Genomic DNA, 22,445 nt, shown 5'->3' with positions numbered 1-22,445 from the left:
GAGCGTCACCGGCTCCGGGCGGCGGAAAAGGGAGATTCTGTACATGCGTGAAGCTGCCACACAGGCGAGCAGGCCTGGGCGCAGTCGGACGAGCAACCGGCTGATCGCCGCTCTCGTCGCCGTGCTGACAGTTGTCGGGCTTACCGGAGTCGTCGCCGGACAGGCGAACGCCCGGATCGGGGGCACGCAGGTCGGGAAGCAGGAGTTCTGGGTCAACGGGTGCGGCATGCCGAATGTCAAGGTCCGCGCCTGGAAGAAGCCCGGCAACTACAAGACCGTCATCCTGCTCGACGGTATGCGCGCCCAGTACGACTACAGCGGCTGGGAGATCAACACCAACGTCCAGGAGATGGTCAAGTCCGGCGTCAACGTCGTCGAGCCCATCGGTGGACCCGCGAGCTTCTACACCGACTGGGATGCGCCCAGCAACTTCAACGGCCAGAAGTACCGGTACCGCTGGAACTGCGTCATCACCAAGACCCTGATCGCCGAGCTCGACCGCCGCGGCTTCCGCGTCGGCCCGTCGAAGCGCTACGCGATCATGGGCCTGTCGATGGGCGGTAACGCGGCTCTCGTCATCGGTGCGCAGAACCGCCAGCACTTCGACCGTGCCGGCTCGCTGTCGGGCTACAACTTCCTCAGCGCGCCCGGTATGCGTACCGCGCTGCGCCTGGCGATGTTCGACGTCGACCCGAAGCCGTGGAACATCGACGCCATGTGGGGCCCGCCGTGGAGCATCCGCTGGTTCCAGAACGACCCCTTCTGGAACATCGGCCTGATGCGCGGCATGAAGATCTTCGTCGGTTCGGGCAACGGCCTGTTCGGCAAGTACAACGCCCTGCCGAACGTCTTCGACGACCTGTTCAAGGGATCGACGCTGGAGCTCCTGGCGTTCTCCCAGTCGAAGGCCTTCGAGGCGGCCGCCTTCGTCCAGGGCGTCCCGCTGATGACCTACTACGCGAACGGCACCCACGCGTGGGGTTACTGGCAGGACATGATGTGGAACGCCAAGAACCGCGGATTCTTCCGCTGACGGCCTGACACGAGCTGTTTCGACGCCCCGTCCGGGACTCCCGGGCGGGGCGTCGTCGTATGTCGGCGATGCGACCGACCTGATAACACCTGTCACATGAATCTCACGTGTCACAGCGTGGCGTCGGGACACGCGCGCATATTCCGTGTAAGAAACTCCTGAGGCTTTTGGTAGTGATGATGCAGATGTGACTACTGGGGAAACGGTCGCTCTGCGCGAACCCCGGTCTGATGGGGCGAAGGAGTTCTACAGGTGATGCGGCGAAACAGTGGTGCACGACCGTTCGGTTCCCGGACGGCTCGTGGACGTGCCCGGCATTCGATGGCGGCCGCCGGTGTGGCGCTGGTGGCGGTGACGGGGCTCGTCGTCGGACAGGGTCTCGCAGGCGCGGAGCCCGAACCGCCGGCGCCGGCACCGGCCGCCCCGGCGTCACCGGCGCCCGCCGCGCCCCCTGCCGCGCCGGCGCCCCCGGGCACGTCGGCGTCGCCGGCACCGTCCGCACCGCGGTCGGAGGCACCGCGGTCGGAGGCACCGCGGTCGGAGGCCCCGCGTCCGCCGGCGCCCGCCCCGGCCGCGGCGCCCGTGCCGCCCGGCAAGGTGGTCAACACCTTCTGGTACACCGACCGGCGCGTGGCCCTCTGGGTCTACTCGCCGTCGATGAACACCAACATCCAGGTCCAGATCCTGCTGGCGCGTGACTGGTACGCCAAGCCGAAGGAGAAGTTCCCCCAGCTGACGATGCTCGACGGCCTGCGGGCCCGCGACGACCAGAGCGGCTGGGTGATCAACACCAAGATCATCGACTTCTACAAGGACAAGAACGTCAACGTCATCCTCCCGATCGGCGGCGAGTCGAGCTTCTACACCGACTGGAAGGAACCCGACCGCGGCAAGAACTACAAGTGGGAGACGTTCCTCATCCGGGAGCTGCCCCCGATCCTCGAGAACGAGTGGCGCTCGACCGACGTCCGCGGCATCGAGGGCCTGTCCATGGGCGGCTCGGCGGCCATGATGCTCGCCGCGCGCAACCCCGGCTTCTACAAGTTCGCCGCGTCGTTCTCCGGCATCCTGCAGCTCAGCTCGTTCGGCATGCCGCAGGCCATCCAGTTCGCCCTGCGCGACGGCGGCGGCTACGACTCGATGAAGATGTTCGGCCCGCCGTCCGACCCGGCGTGGAAGGAGCACGATCCCTACGTGCTCGCCGACAAGCTCCAGGGCACCAGCCTGTACGTCTCGTCCGGCAACGGCATGGTCGGACCGCACGACAAGCCGTCGGACATCCCGCTGCTGGCCACCAACTACTCGGGCGTGGGGCTGGAGATGCTCTCCCGCGTGACCTCGCAGCAGTTCGCCATCCAGCTCAACCGCAAGGGCATCCCGGGGCAGGCCGTCTACCGCCCGTCGGGCACGCACACCTGGCCCTACTGGGAGTTCGAGATGATCCAGGCGTGGCCGCAGGCCGCCGCGGCACTGGGCATCTCCAACGATGCGGTCGCCTGCCGTGTGGACGACGCCTTCCGCAAGCTCTGGGACGCCAACAAGGGCATCCTGGGCGGCTGCCTGACCCCGTCCTACCCGGTGCCCGGCGGCAAGGCCCAGGACTTCTTCAACGGCCGCATCTTCAGCGGCCCGAAGGGCCCGAGGTTCGTCACCGGCGCGATCGGCGGCGCCTACACGGCCGCCGGCGGGCCGGGCGGACGCCTCGGCAAGCCGGTCAGCAACGAGGAGCCCACCCGCGACGGCAAGGGCCGGGTGAACTTCTTCGAGCACGGCCGCATCGAGTGGACCGCGAAGGACGGCGCGAAGGTCCTGAAGTGACGTCGTGCTCCCTCCGGTCTCCGGCACCCGGCCGACAGGCCCGGGCGTCCGGAGACCGGAAGGGGCGGGCCCAATCTCGGCCACGCGTGTGCAAGCCCTGAGACTTCGCTGAGGAATCGCGGGGTTTGCGCAGGTGACGCCCTTCGGGGTGGCCGAGGGCCTCTCCCGGGACGGTAGCCTGGGCACGACTCCGCACAAGGTTCGACAGGAAGTGGCGATGACAACGAAGTGTGCTCGGCTGGTGCTGGCCGTCTCGGGCCTGGCGCTCGCACTCGGTTCGGTCACGGCATGTTCGGACGACTCGACCGCCAGTGCGCCGATCACCAACAACCCGGTGACGACCACGTCGCTGTACTCGGCCGCCCCGTCGGGCACGCCGGCGTCGTCGTCGACCGCACCCACCGGAGACTCGGTGAAGCCGTCGACGGAGGCCTCGGGGGCCCCGACGACGAAGCTGCCCGACACCGCGCCCAACCCGAGCACCAAGGTGCCCGAGAGCTTCCCCGGCCCGCCCGGGGAGCCGCTCGACGACAAGGCCAAGGCCTACCTCGCGGCGCTGAAGTCTCAGAACGTGGAGTTCGCGGGCGACACCGACAACTCGGTCGCCCTCACCATGGCCAAGTACGTGTGCGGGGCCCGCCAGAAGGGCACCGACCCGGGCATGGTGAAGGCCTTCGTCACCGCCTCGGTCGGTCCGGGCACCGAGACCGTCGAACAAGCGAATGCCAAGGCGGACAAGGTGATCCGCGCGGCAGAACAGCACTACTGCTGACGTGGCGAAGCGACGGGGATCCGCCGCCCGCACCCGCAAGGGGCCGGTCCGGCGGCTGGCAAGACTCTCACTGCTCGCGCTCGCGGCGCTGGCGATCGTGCTCGTCGTGGTGCTCGTCGTCATCCTCACGCGGCCCGGTCCGCCCCCGATCGGACCGGAGCGTCCCCCGACCTCCCCGTCGAAGGAGCGGCCCGAGGCGCAACCGGCGGACTGTCCGGACGTCCTCACCGTGGTGATCCCCGGCACCTGGGAGTCCAGTCCAGACGACGACCCGTATTCGCCGACGGCCAACCCGAACTCGCTGATGCTGCGCGTCTCCAAGGCGCTCGCAGGTCAGTTCGACCGTTCGCGCGCGGAGATCTACACGGTTCCCTACACCGCCCAGTTCCGGAACCCGACGAACCTCGCCGACCGCCAGGCCGATTACAACGTCTCGCGCACGCAGGGATACAAGCGCGCCGCCGGCAAGATCATCGCCACCAACAAGCGCTGCCCGCTCACCCGCTACGTGATCATGGGCTTCAGCCAGGGCGCCGTGATCGCCGGCGACCTCGCCAGCAACATCGGCAACGGCCGGGGCGTGCTCGCCGACGGTGACCAGGATCTCGTGCTTGGGGTCGGGCTCATCGCCGACGGCCGGCGCCAGCCCGGCAAGCAGAACGACATCGACCCGAGCCCCGAGGGCGTGGGGGCCGAGATCGCGCTCGGCGGCATGGGCAGCATCGTCCCCGGCATCACGATGACCGGCCCGCGCAACGGCGGATTCGGCGAACTCGAGGACCGGGTGCAGTCCATCTGCGCGCCAGGCGATCTCATCTGCGATTCGCCGACGGTGGTCAATCCGCTCCAGGCCGTCGCCAAGCTGGCGAACGCCGCCGGCAACCCCGTCCACGCGATGTACGCCACGACCCGCTATTGGGAACACGAGGGCAAGACCGCGACCCAGTGGCTGTACTCCTGGGCCAAGGACGTCATCGACGAGGCGCCGCGCCCGGCGCACAGCTGAGGCCGCGACGCCGGCCGACGGTGTAACCCTGCGGCCGAGCGGGCCGATTCGTTTTGCGAGGCAGACACCCTGCGTTAACGTGTTGGGCTGGCCCGGACATCGTCCGGACGACCGACATACAGGGCCGTGCGGCTTCGGCGGACACGGCCGGACACGAGGAGAGGACAGCGATGACGCAACCCCCGAACGACGCGGGTGGCAGCTCCTCCGGTCTGCGCAAGTTCCGCTTCGGTGCGGGTGGTGAGGGCAACAAGGACGAAGGTGGCGCCCGCAAGTTCGTCAAGCTGGCCCAGAATGCCGAGGAGCTCGGCTACGACACCTTCGCGGTTCCCGATCATCTCGGCAACCAGGTCGGTCCGCTGGCCGCGCTCGGCGCGCTGACCCAGGCGACGAGCACCATCCGGCTGGCGACGTCGGTGCTTGCCAACGGCTGGCGTCATCCGGCGCTGCTCGCCAAGGAGGCCAACACCATCGACGTGCTGAGCAAGGGGCGACTCGAGCTCGGCATCGGCGCAGGCTGGATGAAGGAAGAGTTCGACAAGGCCGGCATCGAGTTCGAGTCCCCGGGCACCCGCATCCGCCGCCTCGACGAGGCGCTCACCGTCCTCGACGGTCTGATGCGCGGCGAGACGGTGGACTTCGAGGGCGAGTTCTATCAGATCCGCGGCCTCGAGGGCAGCCCGCGCCCGCGCCAGGGACCCCGCCCGCCGATCGCGGTCGGCGGCGGCGGACCCAAGATGCTGGCCCTGGCGGCCAAGCACGCCGACATCATCTCGGTGGCTCCCGGCACCACGCCCGACGGCAAGATGAAGCTGTCGGACATGACCCTCGAGAAGACGGTCGAGCGCGTCGACCGCATCCGCCAGGCAGCGGGCGACCGCTTCGACGAGATCGAGCTGAACTGGACCATCGCGGTGATCGTCATCACTGACGACCGCGTCGCGACCGCCGAGATGGCGCTGAAGGCCCTCGAACAGGGGTATCCGCCGAACATCGCGCACGACACGGAGTTCACCGTCGAGGACGTGTTGACTTCGCCGTACATCGCGATCGGCAGCTTCGAGGAGATCGCCGATCAGATCCGCGAGGTCCGGCGCCGGACGACCATGTCCTACGTCGGGGTCTTCCCGACCCAGATGGACGCCTTTGCGCCCGTTCTGGCCCAGTTGAAGGGGGAGTAGGATGACCGTCGGTCTCGTGACGGAAATGCGAGGTGAGGGCATGGCGACCCAGAGGCGCATGTTGCGGGGCCGACCTACGTTTCTGCGAAGCCGAGCATGACGATCGCAAGCTTTTCGTTGTGTCAATGGACGTGCGCTACCGTATCCCGCGGTCGGCACAAGACGTGGATGGCAGGACTGCCCGGCGGTGTGCCGAAGGACAGCACCGCGGGAGAACCTGCACCCGCGTGGGGAGTCCACGAGGGGGCCACAGGAGTAATGAATGCTGAAGACTGAACTCGAAGACTTTCTCGACGAGAATGGGTATCTCCAATTCACCGAGGAAGCGACCCTGGTCGACTACGTCGAGCAGAATGTACGCGAGCACGGCGACACGCTGGCCTACCGTTTCATCGACTACAGCCGTGAGCGCGACGGCGAGCCCCAGGACCTGACCTGGGCGCAGTTCGGCAAGCGTCTGCGCGCGGTGGCCGCCCGCCTACAGCAGGTGACGAAGCCGGGCGACCGCGTCGCGATCCTCGCCCCGCAGTCGCTGGAGTACGTCATCGGCTTCTTCTCCGCGCTGTACGCAAGCACCGTGGCCGTCCCGCTGTTCTCCCCGGACGAGCCGGGCCACACCGACCGTCTGCACGCCGTCCTCGACGACTGCAAGCCGACCGCCATCCTCACCTCGACCAAGTCGGCCGAGGCGGTCCGCGACTTCTTCGCCCCGCTGCCCGCCAAGGAGCGCCCGCGCGTCATCGCCGTCGACGCGGTGCCGGACTCCGTCGGCGCGAGCTGGGTCGCCCCGGTCGCCGGCAAGGACCACAACAAGGACACCGTCGCCTACCTGCAGTACACGTCGGGATCGACCCGCGTGCCCGCCGGCGTGGAGATCACCTACCAGGCGGTGGCCGCCAACGTCCTGCAGATCTCGGAGACCATCCAGATCGACCGCAACGCGCGCGGCGTGACCTGGCTGCCGATGTTCCACGACATGGGCCTGCTGACCGTCATCCTGCCCGCGCTGGGCGGCCGCTACATCACGATCATGAGCCCGCAGGCGTTCGTCCGCCGTCCGGGCCGCTGGATCAAAGAGCTCGCCGCAGCCGCCGACGGCGCCGAGACCTACGCCGCGGCCCCGAACTTCGCCTTCGAGCATGCCGCCACCCGCGGCCTGCCCAAGGAGGGCGAGGAGCTCGACCTGTCGAACGTCATCGGCCTGATCAACGGCTCCGAGCCGGTCACGGTCAGCTCGATGAAGAAGTTCAACGAGGCCTTCGGTCCCTACGGGCTGCCGAAGACCGCGATCAAGCCCTGCTACGGCATGGCCGAGGCGACCCTCTTCGTCTCCGCGACCCAGCGTGAGAACGAGGCCAAGGTCATCTACGTCGACCGCGACGACCTCAACAACGGCAAGCTGACCATCGTCGACCAGGACTCGCCCAACGCGGTCGCGCAGGTGTCCTGCGGCCAGGTCGCGGTGAGCCAGTGGGCTGTCATCGTCGACCCGGAGACCGGCGAGGAGCGCCCGGACGGCCACGTCGGCGAGATCTGGCTGCACGGTCCCAACATCGGCGCGGGCTACTGGAACAAGCCCAAGGAGACCGAGGAGACCTTCCACAACAAGCTGGCCAAGCCGCTGGCGGAGGGCAGCCACTCCGAGGGCGCGCCGGAAGGTGCGAACTGGATGCGCACCGGCGACTACGGCGTCTGGCTCGACGGCGAGCTCTACATCACCGGCCGGGTGAAGGACCTCGTCATCGTCGACGGTCGCAACCACTACCCGCAGGATCTCGAGTACAGCGCCCAGGAGGCCAGCGACGCGCTGCGTCCGGGCTTCGTCGCGGCCTTCTCGGTGCCGGCGAACCAGCTGCCCAAGGAGGTCTTCGAGTTCGCGGGCAGCGGCCTGACCGCCGACCCCGACGACGCCTCCGAGCAGCTGGTCATCGTCGCCGAGCGCGGCCCCGGCCGCAAGGCCGACCCGCAGGAGGTCGCCGACACCGTCCGCGCCGCCATCGCGCAGCGTCACGGCGTCATGGCGCGCGACGTCCTGCTGGTCCCCGCGGGGTCGATCCCGCGGACGTCGTCGGGCAAGATCGCCCGTCGCGCGACCCGTCAGGCCTACATCGACGGCACCCTGCGAGGCGGCTACAAGCAGACGGCGTTCCCGGACGCGGCAGCGGAGTAGCCCTGTCGGGCACCGTCCCATCCCCCGCGGTGTCGGTGATCGACGACCCCAGTCACCCGGCACCCGGTTTCGGGTGCCGACGAGAGCAGTAGTCTGGAAGCGATGTCTGAACTGAATACCGACGAGTCGCGCAGCACCGATCTGCCCGATGATTCGTCCCCAGAGACCCCCGGTTCGGTAGACGGAGAGACCGCCGACACGAGCACTGCCGCCGACTCCGGTGAGGCGACCCCCGGCGAAACCGCCGGGGACCTCACCGTCGGTGAACTGCGGGAGTGGCTGCGTGAATGGGTGTCGCAGGCCACCGGTGTGCCGGCCGAGCAGATCCCCGACGACCGCCCCATGGAGGAGCTGGGCCTGTCCTCGCGCGACGCGGTGGCGCTCGCCGCCGACGTCGAGGACAAGACCGGCGTGGTGTTGACGGCCACCGCCGCCTACAACCACCCGACCATCGCGATGCTCGCCAAGCGCATCATCGAGGGCGATCCCGACGAGCAGGCCGACGACGCCTCGGATCAGTTCTGGGTGCGTGAGCGCAGCGCCGACGACGACATCGCGATCGTCGGCCTGTCGACGCGCTTCCCCAAGTCCGGCACCACCCCGGAGTCGACGTGGGAAGCCCTCATCAACGGCGTCGACGGCATCTCCGACCTCCCCGAGGACCGCTGGACCGAGTTCCGCTCCGATCCGCGGTTCCGCGAGATCCTGGAGTCGTCGAACATCAAGGGCGGCTACCTCGACGACGTGAAGTCGTTCGACGCCGACTTCTTCCAGATGAGCCCGCGCGAGGTCGAGATGGTCGACCCGCAGCAGCGGCTCGCGCTCGAGCTCACCTGGGAGGCGCTCGAGCACGCCCACATCCCGCCGAGCGACCTCAAGGGCGCCCCGGTCGGCGTGTTCATCGGCACCTCCACGAACGACTACCAGCTGCTGGCCACCCTCGGCCTCGGCGAGGGCGCCGAGGACACCGCGGCCTATGCGCTCACCGGCACCTCCACGGCCATCGTCGCCAACCGCGTCTCGTACTTCTACGACTTCCGCGGCCCGTCGATCGCGATCGACACCGCGTGCTCGTCGTCGCTGGTTGCGGTCCACCAGGCGGTGCGCAGCCTGCGCTCGGGAGAATCCGACCTCGCGCTCGCCGGCGGCGTCAACATGATCATCACCCCGGCCGCGACCCTCGGCTTCGACCGGATCGGCGCGCAGGCCAAGGACGGCCACATCAAGGCCTTCTCGGCCGACGCCGACGGCATGATCCGCGCCGAGGGCGGCGGTCTCGTCGTCCTCAAGCGCCTGTCCGACGCCCGCCGCGACGGTGACGACATCCTCGCGGTGATCGCCGGCTCGGCGGTCAACTCCGACGGCCGCTCCAACGGCCTGCCGGCCCCGAACCCGGAGGCCCAGGTCGACGTCCTGCGCGCGGCCTACGCCGACGCGGCGATCGACCCGCGCACCGTGGACTACGTGGAGGCCCACGGCACCGGCACGATCCTCGGCGACCCCATCGAGGCCGACGCGCTCGGCCGCGTCGTGGGCCGCGGCCGCACCCCCGACAAGCCGATGCTGCTCGGGTCGGTGAAGACCAACTACGGACACATGGAGTCCGCGGCGGGCGCCGGTGCGCTGGCCAAGGTCGTGCTGGCGCTCCAGCACGGGGTGATCCCGGGCTCGCGCAACTACAGCGGTCCCAACCCGTACATCCAGTTCGACGCGACCAACCTCAAGGTCATCCCGGAGGCCACCGAGTGGCCGCGCTACTCCGGCCACGCCATCGCCGGCGTCTCCGGCTTCGGCTTCGGCGGCACCAACGCCCACGTGGTCGTGCGGGAGGTGCTGCCGAGCGACCTGAACCCCGCGCCGGCGGCGGCCGACGACGCCTCGGCCGCCGTGCCGGCGACCACCTCGCTCCCCGACGAGCCGGATCTCGACGACGAGGACGAGTACCTGACCGAGGCCGAGCGCGCCGTGCTCGCCGCGCAGGCGAAGAAGGCCGAGCCGGAGGTCGCCGAGACCGTCACCGACCCGGCCGAGGGCTTCGCGCCGTGCGCGGTCGAGGGTTCGGTCGTGCCGCTGGTCATCTCCGGCTTCCTGCCGTCGCGTCGTCGCAAGACCGCCGCGGACCTGCTCGAGTGGCTGGAGTCGGAGGAGGGCCGCTCGACCCCGCTGGCCGACATCGGCCGTGCGCTCGCGCATCGCAACCACGGCCGCTCGCGTGCCGTGGTGATGGCCCGCACCCATGAGGACGCCGTCAAGGGCGTCCGCGCGGTCGCCGAGGGCAAGGCCAATCCGCTGGTGTACTCGGCGGATTCGCCGGACTCGGCGTCGGCGGTGTGGCTGCTGTCGGGCTTCGGTTCGCAGCACCGCAAGATGGCCAAGCAGCTCTACACCGAGAACCCGATCTTCAAGAAGTACGTCGACCGCGTCGACGAGTACGTGCAGAACGAGCTCGGCTACTCGATCGCGGAGATGTTCTGCGACGACGAGCAGACCTACGGCATCGAGACCAGCCAGGTCGGCATCTACACCATCCAGGTGGCCCTCGCCGACACGCTGCGTCACCACGGCGCCGAACCCGGCGTGCTGGTCCCGCATTCGATGGGCGAGGCCTCGGCGGCCTACATCAGCGGCGGCCTGTCCCTGGAGGACGCCACCCGGGTCATCTGCCAGCGTTCGCGCCTGATGGGCGAGGGCGAGGCGATGCTGACCGGCGACGACATCCGCCTGATGGCGCTCGTGGAGTACAGCGCCGAGGACATCAACGACGTCCTCGTCGACTACCCGGATCTCGAGATCTGCGTGTACGCCGCACCGACCCACACCGTCATCGGCGGCCCCGAGGCACAGGTCGACGCGATCGTCGCCCGCGCCGAGGCAGAGGGCAAGCTCGGCCGCAAGCTGGCGACCAAGGGCGCGAGCCACACCTCGCAGATGGACCCGATCCTCGGCGAACTGGCCTACGAGCTGACCGGCATCCACCCGCAGCGCCCGACCGTCGGCTTCTACAGCTCGGTCGACCGCGAGGTCTTCTACCGTCCGGGCCACGAGCCGGTCCACACGATCGACTACTTCCTCAAGGGCCTGCGCCACTCGGTCTGGTTCAGCCAGGCCATCCAGAAGGCGGTCGAGAACGGTCACCGCACCTTCATCGAGCTGTCGCCGAATCCCGCGGTGCTGATCTCCGTTGCGGCCGTGACCTTCTCGGCCGGTGTCCACGACGCCGAGCTGATCGAGACGTTGCGCCGCAAGGAGGACGAGAGCTTCGGCCTCGTCAACGCCCTGATGAAGCTCTACGTGCACGGCCATCCGGTCGACGTCGCGTCGCTGTTCGGGGCCGGCGATTATGCCGCGATCCCGCGCACGCGCTTCGAGCGCAAGGAGTTCTGGCTCAAGGCGCAGCTCGCCTCCGGCGGTTCGGCCGGCCGCGTGCCCGGTTCGCACGTCGCGCTGCCCGACGGCCGGCATGCGTGGGAGGTCGACGCCGCGGCGGTGACCGACCCGCGCGCGCTGGTACGCGCCGCCGCATCGCAGGTCCTGTCCAACGCGGCCGTCGGCGCGGCGATCTCGCATGCCGAGCTGCCGAAGACGGGCACCGTCACCACCACGCTCGCCCCGCATCCGGGCGGCGCGTCGGTGACCCTGCACGTCAAGGAGGACAAGAACTTCCGGCTCGTCTTCGAGGCCGTCGTCACCGGCGACCTCGACGCATTCGCCGAGAACGCGCCCGCCGCGGCGTCGGAGGGTTCGGCCGCCGAGGTCTTCGCCGACGACACGGTGGTCGTCGAGGACGAGGTCGTCGACACCATCGGCAACAAGTGGGACCCGGAATCGGGTGAGACCGTGGGTGATCGCCTCGCGACCATCGTCGGCGAGTCGATGGGTTACGACCCGGAGGACCTGCCGCGCGAGATCCCGCTGATCGAGCTGGGGCTGGACTCGCTGATGGCGGTGCGCATCAAGAACCGCGTCGAGTACGAGTTCGACATCCCGCAGCTGCAGCTGACGGCCATGCGCCAGGCGAACTTCTCCGACGTGGAGAAGTTCGTCGCCTTCGCGGTCACCCACCGCGATCAACTCGACGACCTGGCCAATGCCGGCGGCGACGGCGAGCTCGACACCGCCGCGCTCAACGCCTACATCGACGAGCAGCTGGCCAAGGAGGCCGAGTCCGGTTCGCCGGCAGGCGATTCCGCCGGTCCGGGCACGACCACGCCCGAGCCGAAGCTCGAGGTCGCCGAGGACGCCGCACACGTCGAGCAGGCGGTCGCGGAGTCCCCGGGCACCGAACCGGAGCCGGTGAAGGCCGAGCCGGAGAAGGCCCCCGAAACCGCGAAGGCCACCGAGACCGCGAAGGCCCCTGCGGCCGCGGCGAGCCCCGAGACCCCGAAGACGGACATCACCTCGCAGAAGGCGGTCGCCGAGGCGGCCGGGTCGGACGTCCCGCCGCGTGACGCGGCCGAGCGCCTGACCTTCGGTACCTACGCCGTGGTGACCAAGAAGTCCCCGGGCGGCATCTTCAACAAGCTGCCGGTGCTGTCGGAGGACGTGGCCCAGCAGCTGACCGACCGGCTCAACGAGCGGACCGGCGGCGACATCGACGTCGAGGACGTCCTGGACTCGGAGACCATCGAGGAGATGGCGAACTACGTCCGCGAGCACCTCGACGCGGGCGCCGCGACCGACGGGTTCCTGCGGTACCTGCGACTGGTTCCCGAGGGCAAGAAGGTCTACGACCCGGCCGCGGGCGACCCGACGCCGATCCTGCTGTTCCACCCCGCGGGCGGCAACACCTCGGCCTACGAGGCGCTGCTGAAGCGACTGCCCGACGACCAGCCGGTCATCGGCTTCGACCGCGGCGTCGAGGGCACCATCGAAGAGCGTGTGCGCGAGTACATCCCGCGCCTGCGTGAACTGCAGCCGCACGGTCCCTACGTGCTCGTCGGCTGGTCGTTCGGCGGCGCGCTGGCCTATGGCGTCGCGCAGGTGCTCCGAGAGCAGGGCGAGGACGTGGCCTTCGTCGGTCTGATCGACGTCGTCCGCCCCCGCGAGGACATGACCGAGACCCCCGAGACCAAGCGGGCGCGTCTCGAGCGGTGGAAGCAGTTCGCGATCCGCAACTACGACCTCGACCCCGACGTGCCGATCCCGATGGACCGTCTCGTCGAGGCCGACGACGAGGGTCAGTTCGCGATCATCATGGAGATGATGTCGATGTCGGGCACCAAGATCCCGGGCGGCATCATCGAGCACCAGCGGACCTCGTTCATCGAGAACCGGGTGCTGAGCAACATCGAGCCGACCCCGTACGACGGCAAGGTGGTCCTCTACCGCGCGGACAAGATGCACGCGGGCGCGATCGAGCTCGAGCCGCAGTGGGCCGAGATCGACGAGGACGGCCGCTGGGGCGAGGTCGTCGACGACCTGGAGATCATCCACATCGGCGGTGATCACCTGTCGATCGTCGACGAGCCCTACATCGCGAAGATCGGTGCCGACCTGACCAACCGTCTGCGAGAGCTTGGTAAGAAATAGCCAGACGGACTACACGCCGAGAGGCGTCCGCAGACCGTTGCTTCACGAGACATCGTGGTCGCGTAGAAAGTGAAGGACCGTGACTGACACCACCGCAGGCAAGCTCGCCGACCTCCGCACGAAGCTGGAGGCCGCTCGCGAGCCCGGAGGCGAGAAGGCGATCGCCAAGCGCGCGGCGAAGGGGATCTGCTCCCCGCGCGAGCGTCTGGAGATGCTGTTCGATCCCGGGACCTTCGTCGAGATCGGCGCGCTGGCGAAGATGCCGGGCGCGGCCGACAGCGGCTACGGCGACGGCGTGGTCACCGGCCACGGCCTGGTGAACGGTCGGCCGGTCGCTGCGTTCTCGCACGACCAGACGGTCTTCGGCGGCACGGTCGGCGAGATGTTCGGCCGCAAGGTGGCGTCGCTGATGGAATGGGCCGGCAAGATCGGCTGCCCGATGGTCGGCATCAACGACTCGGCCGGCGCCCGCATCCAGGACGCCGTCACCTCGCTCGCGTGGTACGCCGAGATGGGCCGTCGCAACGACCTGCTGTCGGGTCTCGCCCCGCAGGTGTCGGTCATCCTCGGCAAGTGCGCGGGCGGCGCGGTCTACACCCCGGCCAACACCGACATCCTGGTGGCGGTCGAGGACAAGTCGTACATGTTCGTCACCGGCCCGGACGTCCTCAAGCAGGTCAACGGCGAGGAGATCTCCGCCGAGGACCTCGGCAGCGCCCACAACCAGGCACGCTGGGGCAACATCCACCACGTCGCACCCGACGAGAAGGCGGCGTTCGAATGGGTGCGCGAGTACCTGCAGTACATGCCGTCGAGCGCCTACGAGCAGCCCCCGGTGGTCAATCCCGGCCTGGAGCCGGAGATCACCGAGTCGGACCTGTCGCTGAACGACTTCATGCCTGACAACGACAACGCCGGCTACGACATGCACGACATCATCATCCGGCTGTTCGACGACGGCGCCTTCCACGAGGTGGCGGAGTTGTTCGCGCCCAACATCATCACCGGTTTCGCCCGTGTGGACGGCCGATCGGTGGGCGTGGTCGCCAACCAGCCGAGCGTCATGTCGGGTGTGCTGGACACCGATTCGTCGGAGAAGGCCACCCGCTTCGTCCGCATCTGCAACGCCTACAACATCCCGCTGGTGTTCCTCGTCGACACCCCGGGCATCCTCCCGGGCCTCGCCGAGGAGCAGAAGGGCACCATCCGTCGTTCGGGGCGCTTCCTGTACGCCTACGTCGAGGCCGACGTCCCGAAGGTGACCGTGGTGCTGCGCAAGGCCTACGGCGGCGCCTACGCGGTGATGGGGTCCAAACACCTCGGCGCTGACATCAACTTCGCCTGGCCGACGGCCAAGATCGCCGTGATGGGCGCGGAGTCGGCCGCCGCGGTCCTCACCCGCAAGCAGACCGAGGGCCTGTCCGCCGCCGAGGCCGACAAGGTCCGGCAGGACTTCATCAGCTTCTACAACACGATGATGGCGACGCCGTACCTCGCGGCCGAGCGCGGCTACATCGACGCGGTCATCGAGCCGGCCGAGACCCGGCTGCAGCTCCGAAAGGCGTTGGCGCAGTTGCGCGACAAGCAGGTCCTCAAGACCCCGCGCAAGCACTACCTGATGCCCATCTGATCCCTCTCATCCCCCGACGGACCCGGCACCCGCAGAGGCGCCGGGGTCCGTTGTCTGCGGTGGGTGGACAATCGACGGATGTCGAGTTACGAGAACACCTCCCAGGCCTTCGACGACGGGCTGGCGGTTCGGCGCCAGGTGATGGGCGACGACTTCGTCGACCGCGCACTGTCCCGGACCGACGGCACGGAATCGGCGGAGATGCAGCGGTTCGTCACCGAACACGTCTGGGATGCGGTCTGGAACCGTCCGGGCCTGCCACGCCGCGACCGCAGCCTGCTGAACCTGGGCATCCTCACCGCGCTGCGCGCCCACGAGGAACTCGCCGGGCATGTGCGCGGGGCGCTGAACAACGGGCTCAGCCGCGAGGAGATCGTCGAGGCGATCGTCCACACCACCGGCTATTGCGGTGCGCCGGCGGCACTCTCGGCGATGAAGGTCGTGCAGCAGGTCTTCGACGAGGCGTAGTCCGCGCCCGCGAACCCACCCGTCTTCCGTAGGGCCACCGGCGAAACGGCCAGCGTCACCATGGAAGACGGGTGGGTGGCGCGTCAGTTGCTGATCGCCCGCATCGGCCCCGGCGTCCAGAGACCGTTGTGGGTCTCGGTGGTGATGGTCAGCTCGGCGTTGCGCTGCGGCAGGATCGGGGTCAGGCCCTGGAGCATGCCCCAGTCCTTCGCCCAGTCGTTGCGCAGGTACGACGGGTAGACGCGCGGGCGCAGTTCGTTCTCGATGATGCCGAGCGGGCCGCCGGCGTCACCGGACATCCAGCGCTGCGAGTTCACCCGCTCGCCCTCGCGGTCGGGGGAGATGCGCCACTTCGGCGTCTCGAGCACGCCGTACTTGACCTGGGCGGGACGCTGACAGGGGAACGCCAGGCCGGCCTCCCAGTCGATGAGGACCGGCTCGGTGCTCCCGACGAGGTCGTTGAGCGTCACCATCTCCGACACCCGGGGCGGGGTGACCGCGAGCCACTGGTCGCGCAGCGGCGAGTTGTCCTCGGCCAGGACGCGGACCACGCTCGCGCCCGGAGGGGCCTGGTCGAGCGGGAACCGCAGGTTGCGCCACTCCGGCGCGCCGCCGATGTCGAGCGGGACCATCTGTCCCGCGGGAGTGACGGTGCCGTCGGGCTCGACCCGGCCGAACTGCAGGCGCACCTTCTGGCCCGACCGGGTGACCGCGAGGTCGTCGATGTACTCGACATATCCGGCCACCGACATGGTGATCAGCGGCTGGTTCTCGGAGCGACGCTCCGGCAGCTGGTACCAGTCCGAGGTGAGGCGCCCGGTCCCGGTGGGGGAGTTGTAGGTGCCGAGCACGGGGGTCTTCGACGGCGACAGGCCGAACGGCAGCTTGACCGTCGAACCGTTGACGCCCGCCTGTGAGGTGCGGCCACCGCTGGTGTCGCTGGAACCGGTTGTGCCGGAATCCGACCCGCTCGAATCCTCGGTCGGGTCCGACTGTGTGCGGTCGACCTCGGCGGTCGACGTGCCGGAGGAGTCGTCGGACTCCTCCTCGGTGTCCTCCGACAGGTCCGAGGCGACGCCGTTCGGGTCGAAGCCGACCATGTCCGGTCCGGCTAGGGCGGCACCGGCCGACGGGTTGTCCTGTCCGGCGACCTTGGCCGGCTCGAGCAGGCCCGCGGTGGGGTCCGCCTCGACGAGCACCGCGTCGGCGAGACCACACGGCTGACCCCGGACGGCCGCGACGTTGGAGCTGAGCCACGACCACGAATGGCGCTGCGTCCAGTCCGCCTTCGCGAAGGAGACCAGGGTGAACAGCAGCATGAACGCCGACACGACGATGATCGAGGGACTGCGCAACCTCGACAGCAGCGAACGCCGCGACCCGGTGCGGACCGCTTCGTCGACGTAGTCGTCGCGGAAGTGCTGCCACAGCCCCAGCAGCGTCAGCGCGATCGCGATGGCGAGGATGCCCGCCCACAGCGGGATGCCCTTGACGTCGGGAGTGGCGTCGCGCCACGGGATCCCGTAGCTGCCGACGTACCACCACTGGTTCCGGCCGGAGAATGCCAGCGCCAGCACGTAGGCGCAGGCCGCGGCGAACAGCGTCCGGTTGCGGCGCCGCCGCATGATCGTGCGGTCCGCGCAAGCCGTGGCGACCGCCGCCAGCGCGCCGCCGATGCCGGCGTACACACCCATCTGGTGGGTCCACTTGGTCGGCAGGAACGCCATCAGGACGACCGAGCCAGCGACCATCGCGAGCAGACGCCAGGTCGGGGCGGTCGCGATCCCCGGCAGCCGCCGCCGGTTCAGCAGCATGACGACGACGAGGATGAAGCAGGCGAACACGATCAGGATGCCGAAGCGGCGGGCGATGCCGCCGTCGGCGGTCGGGTTCATCAGCATGTAGTAGCGCATCGGCTCTTCCCACCACTTGTTGGTGGGACCGACCTGGCCGTTGACCGACACCGCCTCCAGGATCGGGGCGAGGGGCTGGTCGGCGAAGATCTCGAAGAGCACCGCGAGGCCCGCTGCGAGGATCGGCAGCAGCAGCGGCCACACGCCGTCGCGCTTGCGGCGCACCATGAATCGCTTCAGCAGCGGGCGGATGCCGGCGATCAGGGCGATCGCGGCGATGACGCCGGTCGGGTGCACCGTCAGCGTGAACGCCGCCGAGATGATGGCGACCGTCAGCGGGAAGAATCGTCCCGTCGCGATCGCGCGCTCGACGCACACCCAGGTGAACAGGGTCCCCAGCGCGATGAGCGGTTCGACGCGCAGGCCGTTGTTGTACGGCATCCAGACGGCCAGGAAGACCAGCGCGGCCGCCCAGATCGCCGGGGTCGACTCACGGACGGCGCGGCCCAGGCGCGGGATGGCCGCCCGCGAGATGAGCCACCAAGACGCCAGCGCGAACCCGAACGGCAACAGGCGCAACCACGGCGTGGCGGTGCTGACGTCCATCCACAGCGACAGGTACTGGTAGTGCCAGCCGAACGGGTCCTGCGGCACACCGAAATAGCGGTAGTAGTTGTCGAGGTAGCCGGCCTCGCGGGCGACGCGGCCGACCGTGACCTGGTAGCCGTCATCGGCGGTGTTGCCGCCCACGAACAGCCAGATCAGCAGGATCAGCGTCACGAACCCGTCCACCGGCCGCACCCGCCACCAGCCGGCCGGGAAGACCTTGTGGTGGCCGCGGCCGTCGCGGGCGTCGAGGACGGCCAGTGCGATCAGCGAGACGATCGTCGACGCCACGCCCAGCACGAGCAGCCAGAACTTCAGCGTCGTCGGGGTGGACACGAATCGGGTGTCGATGACCGACCGGAACGACAGCCCCTCGGTGGACACGTTCGGCGGCAGGCTCGTGTAGACGCCGATGATCTGCGGCCGTGCGTTGGAGTCCTTCAGGTCGAAGGAGTGGTCGGCGCCTGCGGTCTCCGGCAGGCCCTCGATGGCGCCGCGCGTTCCGGAGGTGTCGGCCTCGACCACGATGCGGCACCCCGGGGTGTTCTGGGCCGCCTCGCGAGGAGTGTTGAGCAGCACGACATTCCGCTGCACCACCTGCAGCTGGTCGGCGGTGGCGCGGATGAACAGGCCCACCTTGCCGGCGTCGACCCCGCCCTCGGGCACCGTCGACAGGAGCACGCCGCCGCCCTGTGGCAGCGACTTCCCGAGCTCACACGGGACCGAGACGTCCATCGACACCGGCACGAACGAGACGTTCGGCGCGGCCACGTTGGACACCGATCCCTGCTGCGGCCACTGCAGTTCGGACTTGGTGTAGTCGACCGGCAGGAACGGGCTGAGCAGCGCCAGCAGGATGCCCAGCGCACCGGCGACCATCGCGACGATGCGGGCGGTGCCGGCGTGGTGTTCGGAGAAGCTCGACGCGTCGGCGTCCCCGGATGCGGGGGCGACTGCTGCGGGAGCGTCGGTACGGTCAGTCATCTTCGGGCACCACCCTGATCGGGCCGGGTCGCGACCAACCCCAGGTGGTCGCCGAGCCGGTCATCACGTCTGCCGGCCGCGCCTGCGGCTCCAGCGGGTCGAGTCGCTGCAGGTTTCCCCACTCGCGATACCAGTCGTCGTCGAGATAGGTCGCCATCGTCGACGGCCGGGTCAGCGCCTCGACCGTCGTCAGCAGGCCGCCGTCCTCGGTGGCCATCCAGGTCTTGGACTGCGAGTTGGCGAGCCACGACTCGGGAAGGATCCGCCAGTCGGGGATGTCGTAGATGCCGTCGTGTGCGGTCATCGGTCGCTGGCACGGGAACCACGCGCCGGCGGCGAAGTCGATGAGCACCGGATCGGTGGATCCGACGACCGACTGCAGCGTCTGCAGCTGCGGCGCGCGCGGAGGCGTGATCGCCAGCCACTGGTCGGCGTCGAGGTTGTTGTCCTTGGCGACGATCCGCAGCACGGTCGCCTCGGCGGGCACCCGGTCCATCGGGATGCGCAGGTTGCGCCACGGTCGGTTGGTGCGCTCCGGGTCGATCGGGATCGCGGGCGCGCCGACCTGGACGAACTCCCCGTTCTCCTCGCGGCCGAACTCCACCTGCAGCGACTGGCCGAAGATCGGCACGCCGTCGCGGTCGAGGGTGAAGACGGCGCCGGCCGCGGTGATGACGATCAGCGGCGAGGCGTCCCGCTCCGGCAGGCGGTACCAGCCGGTGGTCAACGACGCCTGGCCGTCGGTGGTCTCGAAGCTGCCCATCACCGGGGTCGTCTTCGGGTCGAGTCCGTAGGGCAGCGCGGCGGTGGAGCCGTTGACGCCCGCGGGGCCGAAGCCGCCCGCGGTGCCGGGGTTGGAACCGTAGACGATGAACGTCTTCGACAGGTCCGCCGAGGTGTTCATGGCGCCCGGCTTCTGCGCACCGGCCTGCGGTGTGAGGTCGGGCTTGACCCCGTTGGGGCTGAAGCCGTGGGAGTCGCCCTCCAGGGTCCTGGTCGCCGAGCCGTTCACCGGGGCGAGCATGCCCTTGTTGGGGTCGGGTTCGACGAGGACCGCGTCGGCCATCGCGCAGGTGTCGCCCCGCAACGACTTCAGGTTGCTCGACAGCACGGTGAACGTGTCGGCGCGGCTGACCGCCGCCTTGGCGAAGACCGCCAGCTCGCAGACGACGATGATCACGGCGATGACCGCGATCGGCGCCGAGGCGATGCCCACCCGCCAGCCGGCCGGCGCGGCTCCCTCAGCGTGCGACAGCCCGGTCTCGGAGACGTAGTCCATCCGCAGGTGCTGCCAGACGGCGAAGACCAGCGCGACGACGGCCAGCGCGAGCAGGATCGTCGACGCCTGCATGCCGGCGACCACCGGGGCCTTGTCGAACCAGGCGATGCCGAAGTTGTACGGCCACGGCCAGGCGTTCTTGCCGGCGGCCGCGGCGGCGCAGGCTACGAGCAGGCCGGCGATCAGGATGGACAGGTTGCGCAGGGTGCGCTGTGCGGCCTGGCCGATCGCCACACACGCGACGGCGGCGAGCGCGGCGCCGAGCCCGGCGAAGATGCCGAACTGGATCGTCCACTTGGTGGGCGTGAACGACAGCAGCAGGATGGTCAGCAGGGATGCGCCGAGGGCGCGCCAGACCGCTCCCGGGTCGACACCGTCGATCCGCTTGCGGCGCAACATGATCGCCAGCACCAGGAACAGCGACACGGCGAACAGCAGTACCGGGATGCGGCGGGCGAGTGCGCCGTCGGTCGTGTTGACGGCGAGGAAGTAGTAGCGCAGCAGCTCCTGGTACCAAGCGAGGGTCGGGCCCACCGTGTAGCGGATGCGCAGGGCCTCGAACACCGTCGCCAGCGTCTGGTCGCGGAACACGACGATCACGACCGCGGCGCAGGCGCCCAGGATCGGGGCGAGCAGCGGCAGCAGGCCGTTCTCGCGCCGTCGCCGGACCAGGATGCGCAGCATCGGTCTCGCACTCGCGATGAGCAGCGCCAGGGCGACCAGACCGTGCGGGGCGAGAGCGAAGGTCATCAACGCGGCGCCTGCGGCCAGCGCCGCGGGCAGCATGCGCCGGGTGGAGACCGCCACCTCCACCGCCCACCAGGTCAGCAGCGTGCCGAGGACGATGATGCCCTCGCTGCGCAGACCCGAGCACATCGGCAGCCAGAAGGCGAGGAACACCGCGGCGGCGGTGAGCATCGCCCAGTGCGACCGCCGTACCGCGGCCCCGAGCCGCGGCAGCAGCACGCGACTGAGGATGAACCACGACGCCAGACCCGCGACGAGCGCCGGCAGGCGCATCCACAGTCCGGTGGTCGAGATCGCCGACCAGTGGGCGAGGAAGTCGTAGTACCAGTCGAACGGCGCCTCGGGGATGCCGTAGTAGCGGTAGTAGTTCGCCAGGTATCCCGCGTCGCCTGCGTTGCGACCCATGTTCAGGATGTAGCCGTCGTCGGGGGAGCCCGCGCCCAGGAACTGCCACACCACCAGGGTCAGCGTGACGCCGATGTCGGTCGGCGTGGGTCGCAGCGCCTTGCCCCACCTCATCCTGCTGCCGATTCGGCGGTGGTAGCCGTGGAGGCGCTCGAGCCGGGCGACGGCGATCAGGGCCGCGATCGCGGACAGGATGCCGACGATCATCACCAGCAGCTTGACGACCGACGGCGACGAGTCGAAGCGGTCGTCGATCTCGATGCGCACGTCGATTCCCGAATCCCGGACCTGTGCGGTGCTCAGGCCGGTGAACACGCCCGCGATCTGCGGATTCTGGGATGGTTCGGCGAACCCGACGTCACCGCCGCCGGCGGTGGCCGGTCCCGGCGGGAGTCCGACGAACCGGGCCCCCGTGGTGGTGGCGTCGGAGAAGATCCGCAGCGTCTCGCAACCGCCCAGGGCGTCCCGGGGAACCGAGGCGAGGGTCTTGTTGCGGTTGGTGACCGTCACGTTCGCGGCGTCGGCGACCACGAAGAGCCCGTTCTCGCGGGCCTTCGAGGCGCCGGCGGGCATCGTGGACAGGACCGTGGTGGCCTTGTCGCCCGGCGTGGACGCGAGGACGCGGCACGGGATCGTGATCTGCAGATCCTGCGCGGTCTGGGCGACCAGCGGTGCGGTGACCGACGCCGAACCGGATCCGAGCTCCTGGCCCTGCGGCCACGTGATCGACGCCGTCGACGTGCTGACCGGCAGGAACGGGGTCAGGACACCGGCGACGACCGCGACCAGTCCGGCGACCGTGGCGACGATGGCCGCGGTGCGGGACGAGGAGGCGGAGGACTGCTCGGAAGAGGTTTCGGCGCCGACGGTGGGTTCGTCTGATTCGGAGACTCCAGGCGACTTCGGCACAGGCGCATCGTAGTCAGCCAAGCTGTGACAATCCCAAACCGTCGTGTTCCGGTCC

11 protein-coding genes are annotated in these 22,445 nt (G+C 69.3%); 9 read left to right on the top strand and 2 right to left on the bottom strand.

Going from position 1 to position 22,445, the window contains the following annotated elements:
* The first annotated feature begins 43 nt into the window (after positions 1 to 43).
* The 9 genes from E1P53_RS11390 (at position 44) to E1P53_RS11350 (ending at position 15,607) form a co-directional block, all read left to right on the top strand.
* The gene (locus tag E1P53_RS11390; protein WP_131734353.1) at positions 44 to 1,033 is read left to right on the top strand and encodes an alpha/beta hydrolase; all 990 of its coding nucleotides are present in this window, start codon (positions 44 to 46) and stop codon (positions 1,031 to 1,033) included.
* 255 nt (positions 1,034 to 1,288) lie between these two features.
* The gene (locus E1P53_RS11385; protein ID WP_131734352.1) at positions 1,289 to 2,851 is read left to right on the top strand and encodes an alpha/beta hydrolase-fold protein; all 1,563 of its coding nucleotides are present in this window, start codon (positions 1,289 to 1,291) and stop codon (positions 2,849 to 2,851) included.
* A 217-nt stretch (positions 2,852 to 3,068) separates the two neighbouring features.
* Positions 3,069 to 3,623, top strand: a complete 555-nt coding sequence (locus E1P53_RS11380) for a DUF732 domain-containing protein (protein WP_040526967.1) — start codon at positions 3,069 to 3,071, stop codon at positions 3,621 to 3,623.
* A gap of 1 nt (position 3,624) precedes the next feature.
* Positions 3,625 to 4,629, top strand: coding sequence for a cutinase family protein (locus E1P53_RS11375; RefSeq protein ID WP_006900912.1), 1,005 nt, complete (start codon positions 3,625 to 3,627; stop codon positions 4,627 to 4,629).
* Between the two features lie 170 nt (positions 4,630 to 4,799).
* Complete coding sequence (locus E1P53_RS11370) at positions 4,800 to 5,810, top strand: LLM class F420-dependent oxidoreductase (protein ID WP_006900913.1); 1,011 nt, start codon at positions 4,800 to 4,802, stop codon at positions 5,808 to 5,810.
* Between the two features lie 262 nt (positions 5,811 to 6,072).
* Positions 6,073 to 7,980 (top strand): long-chain-fatty-acid--AMP ligase FadD32, encoded by a 1,908-nt coding sequence (fadD32, locus tag E1P53_RS11365; protein WP_131734351.1) that lies wholly within the window; start codon positions 6,073 to 6,075, stop codon positions 7,978 to 7,980.
* A 102-nt stretch (positions 7,981 to 8,082) separates the two neighbouring features.
* Positions 8,083 to 13,509: a polyketide synthase Pks13 gene (pks13, locus tag E1P53_RS11360; protein ID WP_131734350.1), complete on the top strand. Its 5,427-nt coding sequence runs from the start codon at positions 8,083 to 8,085 to the stop codon at positions 13,507 to 13,509.
* A gap of 79 nt (positions 13,510 to 13,588) precedes the next feature.
* Complete coding sequence (locus E1P53_RS11355) at positions 13,589 to 15,139, top strand: acyl-CoA carboxylase subunit beta (protein WP_006900916.1); 1,551 nt, start codon at positions 13,589 to 13,591, stop codon at positions 15,137 to 15,139.
* 78 nt (positions 15,140 to 15,217) lie between these two features.
* Positions 15,218 to 15,607, top strand: a complete 390-nt coding sequence (locus E1P53_RS11350) for a carboxymuconolactone decarboxylase family protein (protein WP_006900917.1) — start codon at positions 15,218 to 15,220, stop codon at positions 15,605 to 15,607.
* An 83-nt stretch (positions 15,608 to 15,690) separates the two neighbouring features.
* Here the strand turns inward: E1P53_RS11350 and E1P53_RS11345 are convergent, their stop codons facing one another.
* Together E1P53_RS11345 and E1P53_RS11340 are read right to left on the bottom strand one after the other, a co-directional pair.
* On the bottom strand, positions 15,691 to 19,050 hold the full coding sequence (locus E1P53_RS11345; RefSeq protein WP_131734349.1) for an arabinosyltransferase domain-containing protein: 3,360 nt from the start codon (positions 19,048 to 19,050) through the stop codon (positions 15,691 to 15,693).
* Positions 19,043 to 22,411, bottom strand: coding sequence for an arabinosyltransferase domain-containing protein (locus tag E1P53_RS11340; RefSeq protein ID WP_181954829.1), 3,369 nt, complete (start codon positions 22,409 to 22,411; stop codon positions 19,043 to 19,045). The genes E1P53_RS11345 and E1P53_RS11340 overlap by 8 nt, the downstream gene beginning before the upstream one ends.
* Positions 22,412 to 22,445 lie beyond the last annotated feature (34 nt).

The sequence above is a fragment of the Gordonia paraffinivorans genome (assembly GCF_900683595.1).
Lineage (GTDB): Bacteria > Actinomycetota > Actinomycetes > Mycobacteriales > Mycobacteriaceae > Gordonia > Gordonia paraffinivorans.
The sequence above is the reverse complement of the archived record's forward strand: the minus strand, read 5'-3'. Positions and strand labels throughout refer to the sequence as shown.